This window comes from Thiolapillus sp. (assembly GCF_048562965.1).
In the GTDB taxonomy this organism is placed as follows: domain Bacteria; phylum Pseudomonadota; class Gammaproteobacteria; order Chromatiales; family Chromatiaceae; genus Thiolapillus; species Thiolapillus brandeum_A.
Map to the genome: position 1 here is coordinate 1 of NZ_JBHNMF010000130.1, position 7,765 is coordinate 7,765.

The 7,765-nt window shown below is 55.7% G+C and carries 8 protein-coding genes; 6 read left to right on the forward strand and 2 right to left on the reverse strand.

Annotated elements, in window-relative coordinates; translation table 11 throughout:
- Positions 1–71: 71 nt before the first annotated feature.
- A complete protein-coding gene (locus tag ACOCD2_RS08740) occupies positions 72–509 on the forward strand; it encodes a host attachment protein (protein ID WP_293646773.1) in 438 nt (145 codons plus the stop codon).
- Positions 510–516: 7 nt separating this feature from the next.
- On the opposite strand, the gene ACOCD2_RS08745 is transcribed toward ACOCD2_RS08740, so the two are convergent.
- Entirely contained in the window at positions 517–885 is a 369-nt protein-coding gene (locus ACOCD2_RS08745) for a GIY-YIG nuclease family protein (protein WP_293646775.1), read from the reverse strand.
- Here ACOCD2_RS08745 and mazG point away from each other — a divergent pair.
- Genes mazG through gshA form a run of 4 tightly spaced genes read left to right on the forward strand, consistent with a single transcriptional unit; the run spans position 884 to position 6,251 of the window.
- Positions 884–1,684, forward strand: a complete 801-nt coding sequence (mazG, locus tag ACOCD2_RS08750) for a nucleoside triphosphate pyrophosphohydrolase (protein WP_293646777.1) — start codon at positions 884–886, stop codon at positions 1,682–1,684. The genes ACOCD2_RS08745 and mazG overlap by 2 nt on opposite strands.
- Positions 1,677–2,561, forward strand: coding sequence for a DUF4743 domain-containing protein (locus tag ACOCD2_RS08755; protein WP_293646779.1), 885 nt, complete (start codon positions 1,677–1,679; stop codon positions 2,559–2,561). The genes mazG and ACOCD2_RS08755 overlap by 8 nt, the downstream gene beginning before the upstream one ends.
- Before the next feature lie 17 nt (positions 2,562–2,578).
- Positions 2,579–4,660, forward strand: a complete 2,082-nt coding sequence (locus tag ACOCD2_RS08760) for a carboxy terminal-processing peptidase (RefSeq protein ID WP_293646781.1) — start codon at positions 2,579–2,581, stop codon at positions 4,658–4,660.
- A gap of 4 nt (positions 4,661–4,664) precedes the next feature.
- Positions 4,665–6,251 (forward strand): glutamate--cysteine ligase, encoded by a 1,587-nt coding sequence (gene gshA / locus ACOCD2_RS08765; RefSeq protein ID WP_293646783.1) that lies wholly within the window; start codon positions 4,665–4,667, stop codon positions 6,249–6,251.
- 8 nt (positions 6,252–6,259) lie between these two features.
- On the opposite strand, the gene ACOCD2_RS08770 is transcribed toward gshA, so the two are convergent.
- Positions 6,260–7,123, reverse strand: coding sequence for an SDR family oxidoreductase (locus tag ACOCD2_RS08770; protein WP_293646785.1), 864 nt, complete (start codon positions 7,121–7,123; stop codon positions 6,260–6,262).
- A gap of 79 nt (positions 7,124–7,202) precedes the next feature.
- Between ACOCD2_RS08770 and ACOCD2_RS08775 the strand changes: the two genes are divergently transcribed.
- Positions 7,203–7,475, forward strand: a complete 273-nt coding sequence (locus ACOCD2_RS08775) for a hypothetical protein (RefSeq protein WP_293646787.1) — start codon at positions 7,203–7,205, stop codon at positions 7,473–7,475.
- Positions 7,476–7,765 lie beyond the last annotated feature (290 nt).

Below are 7,765 nucleotides of genomic sequence, written 5' to 3' on the forward strand. Positions count from 1 at the left end.
TTTGAGATTTTTAGTGGTTTTTCTCCTCTGAAACTCTAAACTCTAGTTGTAATGAATGAGAGGTGAAAAGGATGGCTGTTTCATGGGTACTGGCTGCTGATGGTGGCTATGCGAAAATTCTCCAGGCAGATAATCGTGCTGCGCCACTGGTTCTTCTTGAAGAGCTGGAGCATCCGGAGGCGCGCAAGAAAAACAATGATTTCTACACCGACAGCGCGGGCCGCAGCTTCGATAGCGGTGGTCAGGGGCGTCATGCTATGGAATCCCAGTTTGATGCAAAAAGCATCGAAGCACAGCGTTTTGCAAAGGATCTGTGTGCAAAATTACGTCAGGCTGCGTTGCAGAACCGGTTCGAGAAACTTTATGTGGTGGCGGCTCCCGCATTTCTTGGCGTGTTGAGGGAATGCCTGGATGACAATGCTAAAACCCGTATCGCCGGCGAGATTCCCAAGGATGTCGCCAGGCAGGCACCTGAAGACATTCGCAGCAAGCTGCCGGATTATCTCTGAACGATGGTCAGACCTTCTTGAGATGTGAGCCGCAGTGCCTGCGGCAATCGCTGGCGCCAAAGCCGGAGCAGGGAACTGTTCCGGACAGCGTCTGATTCCACTGGCATTCCGGGATGGCGGCAGTTTTCACTTCGACTATTTCGACCGCCGGATGAGCAAGCAGGTAGTCGATATGCCAGTGGAGTTTCTTATGGTCTGACAGATGACGCTGAATCCTTGCCGCGAGGTTTCGCCTGGCGCTGCCTGTGTACACATAGTTGCCAGCGACAAAATTGCAGCTTCCCAGCGCACCTGCCACAATCCGGATGTCTTTGTTGATGCGGATATGAAGCTGATAGGAAATATGCGTTGCCGGATAGGAAGCGTCTGATCTCATGTCACACAAAATCGAATCGTTGCTGGATATCATGGCGCGTCTGCGCGATCCACACAAGGGCTGCCCCTGGGACAGGAAGCAGACGTGGGCCACCATTGCTCCCTACACCGTGGAGGAAGCCTATGAAGTGGCCGATGCTATCGAAAATGCGGATTTTTCTGAACTGAAAAATGAGCTGGGTGATTTGCTGTTTCAGGTGGTTTTCTATGCCCAAATGGGAAAGGAGCAGGGGCTGTTCGACTTCAACGACATCGTGGAAGGCATCTGCGAAAAAATGATCCGTCGCCACCCTCATGTATTTGCGGATGAACGACATGACGACGATGTGGCGCTGAAAGAAGCCTGGGAGCGGGAGAAATCACGTGAGCGGGCACAGAAGGGCGGGCGGCACCATGTGCTCGAAGGCGTCGCCAGGGCATTGCCTGCATTGGTGCGGGCAGACAAGCTGCAGAAGCGTGCGGCGCGGGTCGGTTTCGACTGGCCCGATGCCGGCGGTGCCGTGGACAAGGTGCAGGAAGAACTGGCGGAGGTCCAGGAAGCTGTTGCAAGCCACGATCAGGATGCCGTCGAAGATGAAGTCGGTGACCTGCTGTTCGCCGCGGTCAATGTGGCGCGATTGCTGGATGTGGATGCTGAGCAGGCCTTGCGCCGGGGCAACCGGAAATTCGAGAAACGCTTCCGGCGCATGGAAGAGGCTTTGCGGGATCAGGGGCAAGACGATATGAAAGTCTTGAGCCTGGACCAACTCGAGCATGCCTGGCAACAGGTGAAGCGGGAGGAACAGAAGGCAGATGACTGATCACGGCTATTTGCGCCACATACACAGCTGCAACCCACCGATCAGTGAACGCTTCGTTCCCTGGTTCATCGAAGATCAGGTGGTAGGGTGGCTGAGGCCCTGGCTGGTGGAAGTGTTGCGGGAGCACCCGGCGGTTTTTACGGTTTCGGCACAGCGTGTGGGTATGGCGCCAGGGCTGGACAGCTTCGATGCCCGCAGCGTGGCGCTGGCCGGACTGGTAGAATGGCTGTCTGCCCGTGGCCTGATCAATGCGCCCATGGGCGAATCCTATCCGGTGACGCCGGCAGGCAGGGAAGCGGCCCTGTGCATGATGGATCGTTCAGCCGCCGCCTATTTTGGCGTACGTGCGTTCGGACAGCACCTCAACGGCTTTGTGAGGAAAGACGACGGGTTGCACATGTGGCTGGGTCGCCGCGCCAGGGATCGTCTGATCTATCCCGGCAGCCTGGACAATATGGTGGCTGGCGGTTTGCCATGGGACATGAGTCTGGAGGAGAATCTGCACAAGGAATGCGCCGAAGAGGCCGGTCTGCCGGAAAATGTGGCGCGTGAGGCAGTCCCCGTGGGGCTGGTCAGTTACAATCGGGTTGCTGAAAGAGGCTATAGACCCGACATATTGTATTGTTATGATCTGGAACTTTCTCCCGGCTTCGAGCCTCAAAACACCGATGGCGAAGTTGAGTCTTTTACGCTGTTGCCAGTGGAGGAGGTGGCTCGCCTCGTCAGGGAAACAGATGAATTCAAACTCAACTGCAACCTGGTGATTATAGATTTTCTCCTGCGTCACGGTTACATTGACCCGCAGGAGGACGAATACCTGGAACTGGCGATCGGCCTGAGGCGTCCCCTTGGTGCAGGTCTGACGGTAACCGTGTAACAGATGCGGAATAATTTATGAAAAAGATATTGATCCACTGGATAGGCGTTTTTTCTCTGCTGGCCTTCAGCACGGCTGCGTTTGCCGTCGCCAAGGAGGTGCCTGTAGACGCGCTGGTGCCCGACAATATTCAGCGGCAGACTGCCCTGATCGTCAACAGGGTGCTAGAGCGCTACCACTACCGCAAGGTGGTGCTGGACAACAAGCTGTCGGAGAAAATACTGGATCGTTATCTGGAATCCCTCGATCCCAACAAGAGTTTCTTCACGCAGCAGGATATCGATACCTTTGCCAAATACAGGTACAAGCTCGATGATGCCATTGCAAGCGGCAAGCTGGAACCGGCCTTCGACATTTTCCGCAAATACCGCATGCGGGTCGATCAGCGTGTCGCGCTGCCCCTGAGCCTGCTGGAAAAGAACAAGTTTGATTTCACCCGCGATGAAACTTACCGTTTCGACCGTGAAGATGCGCCTTGGGCAAAGGATAAGAAGGAAATCAGTGACCAGTGGCGCAAGCGGGTAAAGAATGACATTCTCGGGCTGAGCCTGGCCGGCAAGGATGAGAAGAAGATCCGGGAAACCCTGGAAAAGCGCTACAAGACCCTGCGCCGCCGCATTCATCAGCTGGATGCAGACAGTGTGTTCCAGACCTTCATCAATGCCTACACACTGAGTATCGAGCCTCATACCGCTTACATGTCGCCGGAACGTTCAGAGAATTTTGATATTTCCATGCGTCTTTCATTGCAGGGTATCGGTGCAGTGCTGCGTTCCGACGACGAATACACCACGGTGCAGAAAGTCGTTCCCGGCGGTCCGGCGGACAAGAGCGGGCAGTTGCATGCTGGAGATCGCATCGTGGGCGTGGCCCAGGGCAAGGACGGTGAAATGCTGGATATCGTCGGCTGGCCGCTGCAGGATGTGGTTGAAAAGATTCGCGGCAAGAAGGACACGCTCGTTCGCCTGAATGTGTTGCCGAAAGCCGCAGGTATGGATGCGCCCACAAGAATCGTTTCCATCGTCCGGGACAAGATCAAGCTCGAGGATCAGGCAGCAAAATCCAGCATCATCGAAGCCGATGGTATGCGTTTTGGGGTCATCGATGTGCCTGCTTTTTACCGTGATTTCCGCGGCCAGGCATCGGGCAACAAGGATTTTCGCAGCACTACACGGGATGTGCGCAAGCTGATTGCCAAGCTGCAAAAGCAAAAGGTGGATGGCATCATCGTGGATCTGCGCAATAACGGCGGCGGCTCACTCACAGAAGCCACCGAACTGACGGGGCTGTTCATTCCTTTCGGACCCGTGGTACAGGTGAAGGATTCCCAGGGACACATCGATGTCGAGCGCGATACCGATCCCGAGGAAGTCTACAGTGGCCCGCTGGCCGTGCTGGTCAACCGCAATAGCGCTTCTGCCTCCGAAATATTTGCGGCGGCCATTCAGGATTACGGTCGCGGGCTGATCGTTGGTGAACCCACGTTTGGCAAGGGTACTGTGCAAAGCCTAGTGGATTTGAGTCAGTTTGCCAGAGGCAAGGATGATCTTGGCCGGCTGCGCCTGACCATTGCCCAGTTCTTCCGCGTTCAGGGTGGCAGCACTCAGCACAAGGGTGTGGTGCCGGATGTGATTTTCCCCACGGCGGATGGTTCCGGCAAGCATGGTGAGCGGTCGCTGGACAACGCCTTGCCCTGGGCTGAGATCAAGCCAGCAGAGTATCACCCGGAGGGTCAGTTGCACCTGTCCATGCTGCAAAGCAAGCATGAGAAGCGTGTGGGGCATGATCTGGCTTTCCGTTTCCTGACAGAGCAGAATCAGGAAATCAACAAGCTGCAGGACAAAAAGGAGGTTTCCCTGCTGGAGTCGGAGCGTAAGAAGGAATGGCAGGAAAGAGAACAGCGGGCGCTGGAGCGTCACAACAAACTGCGTGCGCTGCGTGGTCTGGAACCTCTGACCAAGCTGGATGATGAAGAGGAAGATGACACGGATACCGAAGAGGATCCGGAGGGCATCAACCGTATCATGCAGGAAGAGACCGCCAGAATCCTTGCCGATTACATACGTCAGAAACAGCCCGTAACCGCGCAAGCCGATTGATTCAATGCCTTCGGGTACCCCATCGGTGCAGGACACGCTTGCCCGGATCTGCGACAGGGGAGATCCCGGGCTGCTGGTCAGCGGTTTGTTCGGGCTGGAGAAAGAAAGCCTGCGGGTAGCCGATTCCGGGGGAATCGCCTTTACACCGCACCCCCGGTCGCTGGGTTCTGCCCTGACGCATCCAAATATCACCACCGACTATTCCGAGGCGTTGCTGGAATTTGTCACACCACCTTTCAAGGAGTTCTCCGAAGCGCTGGACTGCCTGCAGAGCCTGCACCTCTATGTACAGGAACACCTGCAGGATGAGTTGCTGTGGGCGACCAGCATGCCCTGCGTGCTGGCGGGGGAGGACAACATACCCGTGGGACGGTATGGCAGTTCCAATCATGGCCTTATGAAGTATATCTACCGCCTGGGGCTGGGATACCGCTACGGGCGCGTGATGCAGGTTATCGCCGGCGTGCATTTCAACTACTCCATTGCCGATGATTTCTGGCCCATGTACCAGGCCGTGCAGGGCGACAAGGGAAGCCTGCGGGATTTTCGTGATAGCCGCTACATGGGCATGGTGCGCAATCTGCAGCGCTATGGCTGGATCATTCCCTATCTTTTTGGTGCTTCACCGGCCGTCTGCCGTTCCTTCTTCACCGGCAAGGAGCCCGATCTGCTGGTGTTCGACGACACCACCTATTACGAGCCCTATGCCACCTCGTTGCGCATGGGTGACATCGGGTACCAGAACCGCAAGGAAGAGGGCATGGGGGTCAAGGCCTGTTATGACAGCCTGACTGACTATGTCGAAAGTCTGGCTTGTGCCACCAAGACGCCCTGTCCCGTGTGGGAGGAGATTGGCGTCAAAGTGGATGGCGAGTACCGGCAGCTGAACGCCAACCGGCTGCAGATCGAAAACGAATACTACAGTTCCATTCGTCCCAAGCAGCCTCCCGTGGACATGGAAACGCCCAGCCGCGCGCTGATGGAAAAAGGCATCCAGTACGTGGAACTGCGTTCTCTGGATGTCAATGCTTACCATCCCCTCGGCGTCGATGACCACCAGCTGCGCTTTCTGCATCTCTTCATGCTGTACTGTCTCCTCGCTGCGAGCCCGGAAATCAGTGGGACTGAGCGTCGGGAGATCGACCGCAACCTGATATGGGTTGCCCAGCAGGGGCGTGATCCGCTGTTGAAGCTCCAGCGCGATGGCAAGGCAGTGCTCTTCCGTGAGTGGGCCACAGAACTGCTTGATGCCATGCAGCCCCTGGCCGATGTCCTGGCGCGGGAAAAGAAGGATACGCACTACAGGGATACCCTGGTGATACAACAGAAAAAGCTCCTCGATGCCGACTTCACGCCCTCGGGGCGTATGTTGCTGGAGATGCGCGAAAATGGTGAAGGCTTTTACCAGTTTGCCCGGCGCCTGTCCCTGGAGCAATGGCGTTATTTTTCATCCCGGGAATTGGATGGCGGTTTTCGGGATCACATGAACGAAGTGGGTGCACTGTCCCTGAAGCAGCAGGAAGCGCTGGAGGCAGACCAAAGTGAAAGTTTCGATACCTTTTTGCAGCGCTATTTCGACGGCCAGATCTGAAACCGGACTCAATGCTTGCCGCCACCCGATGCTTTCAGCATCAGCCTGTCCAGCATACGCGTGGAAAGCAAACGTTTCAGGTAACCGAAAAGATAAGTGGGGAAGGTGACATAGTAGCGTGGCCGGGGGCGTGAGCTTTCCAGTGCGTGGATGACTTTGCGCAACACGGCTTCCGGCCCCAGGGTAAAGGGTGCGGCGTCGCCTTCCTGTTGCAGCCGTTCGATTTGCTTCCGGTACTGCACCGTATGGCAGCTGTGTTCCCAATCGATGTTTTTCAGGAACATGGCATGCGCATTGGCCCTGAAGCGGCTGCGTATAGGGCCGGGTTCGATCAGGGAAACATGGATGCCTGTTCCGGCAAGTTCCAGGCGCAAGGTGTCCGTGAGTCCCTCAAGGGCAAATTTCGAACAGTTGTATGCGCCCCGGTAGGGCATGGCTGCAAATCCCAGTACGGAGCTGTTCTGGATGATACGGCCTTCGCCTCGCTCACGCATGGCAGGGATGAGGCGGCAGGTGAGGTCATGCCAGCCCAGCAGGTTCGTTTCCAGCTGCGCCAGCAGGGTGGCGCGGCTCAGGTCTTCCACTGCGCCTGCCTGACCGTAGGCTCCGTTGTTGAACAGGGCATACAGCTTTCCGCTGGTGCGTTGCAATACCGTATTTACCGCCTCCTGTATGCTCTGTGTATCGTCCAGATCCAGTTGCAGGCTTTCGAATCCCTCGGTCTGCAATCGTTCCACATCCTGTTCCTTGCGGGCCGTGGCAAATACCCGGTAGCTGCGTTCTCTAAGCCCCCGTGCAACATGCAGACCGATGCCGCTGGAGCAGCCAGTGATAAGAATACTGCGTGTTGAGTTTGCTTCCGGCGCAGGCATGCCCGTGGGTATCGGTAACAGGGAGAATGGTCTATATTGTATCTCATTGCAAACGCGAGTATCGGAGCCGGAAATGCCCTTGAAAAAACTTGATGATGAGCAGATGAAGCAGGTCACTGCGCTTGCCGAAGCCATGCGCGAGAAAGGTAAGGATAAGTATAAGATCGGCTATGCGCTGCTTTACCTGCTGGGGCGCAACAAGCTGCTGGAAGATGTGAGAAAACGTGCCGAATACTACGTACGTTTCGGACAGGGTGAGCAGGAACTGAGCAACCTCCGCGTGGCTCTGGAAAAAATGCATGAACTGGATGTGGTCGATGCCGATGACTCGTCCTTTTTTGTCAAGGAATAGAACGAAAATCACGTTACTGGTTTAAGGGCAAGTTGTCTCGCGTCTCGGAGTCGTAAAAGTACGATTTTCCGATTCCGCCATTTTCAATGGCTTGCAGCCATCGAAAATGGCGATGCGTCCCCGCATCGCAGAGGCAGCGCATCAACATGTTTTCCGGTAAAGGTATGCAGCCGCTGGGAATAGCTTGAGTCTCAGGGCTTTTTTCGTGTTAAAATTAAACAGTTCTAGAGTTTAGAGTTTCAGAGGAGAAAAACCACTAAAAATCTCAAAAAATAGTTGACATAGCAAGG

Bases quoted from the DNA above. Each gene is read 5' to 3' on its own strand.
- ACOCD2_RS08770 (WP_293646785.1), bottom strand. From the start codon at position 7,123: ATGCCTGCGCCGGAAGCAAACTCAACACGCAGTATTCTTATCACTGGC.
- ACOCD2_RS08755 (WP_293646779.1), top strand. From the start codon at position 1,677: ATGACTGATCACGGCTATTTGCGCCACATACACAGCTGCAACCCACCG.
- ACOCD2_RS08760 (WP_293646781.1), top strand. From the start codon at position 2,579: ATGAAAAAGATATTGATCCACTGGATAGGCGTTTTTTCTCTGCTGGCC.
- gshA (WP_293646783.1), top strand. From the start codon at position 4,665: ATGCCTTCGGGTACCCCATCGGTGCAGGACACGCTTGCCCGGATCTGC.
- ACOCD2_RS08740 (WP_293646773.1), top strand. From the start codon at position 72: ATGGCTGTTTCATGGGTACTGGCTGCTGATGGTGGCTATGCGAAAATT.
- ACOCD2_RS08745 (WP_293646775.1), bottom strand. From the start codon at position 885: ATGAGATCAGACGCTTCCTATCCGGCAACGCATATTTCCTATCAGCTT.
- mazG (WP_293646777.1), top strand. From the start codon at position 884: ATGTCACACAAAATCGAATCGTTGCTGGATATCATGGCGCGTCTGCGC.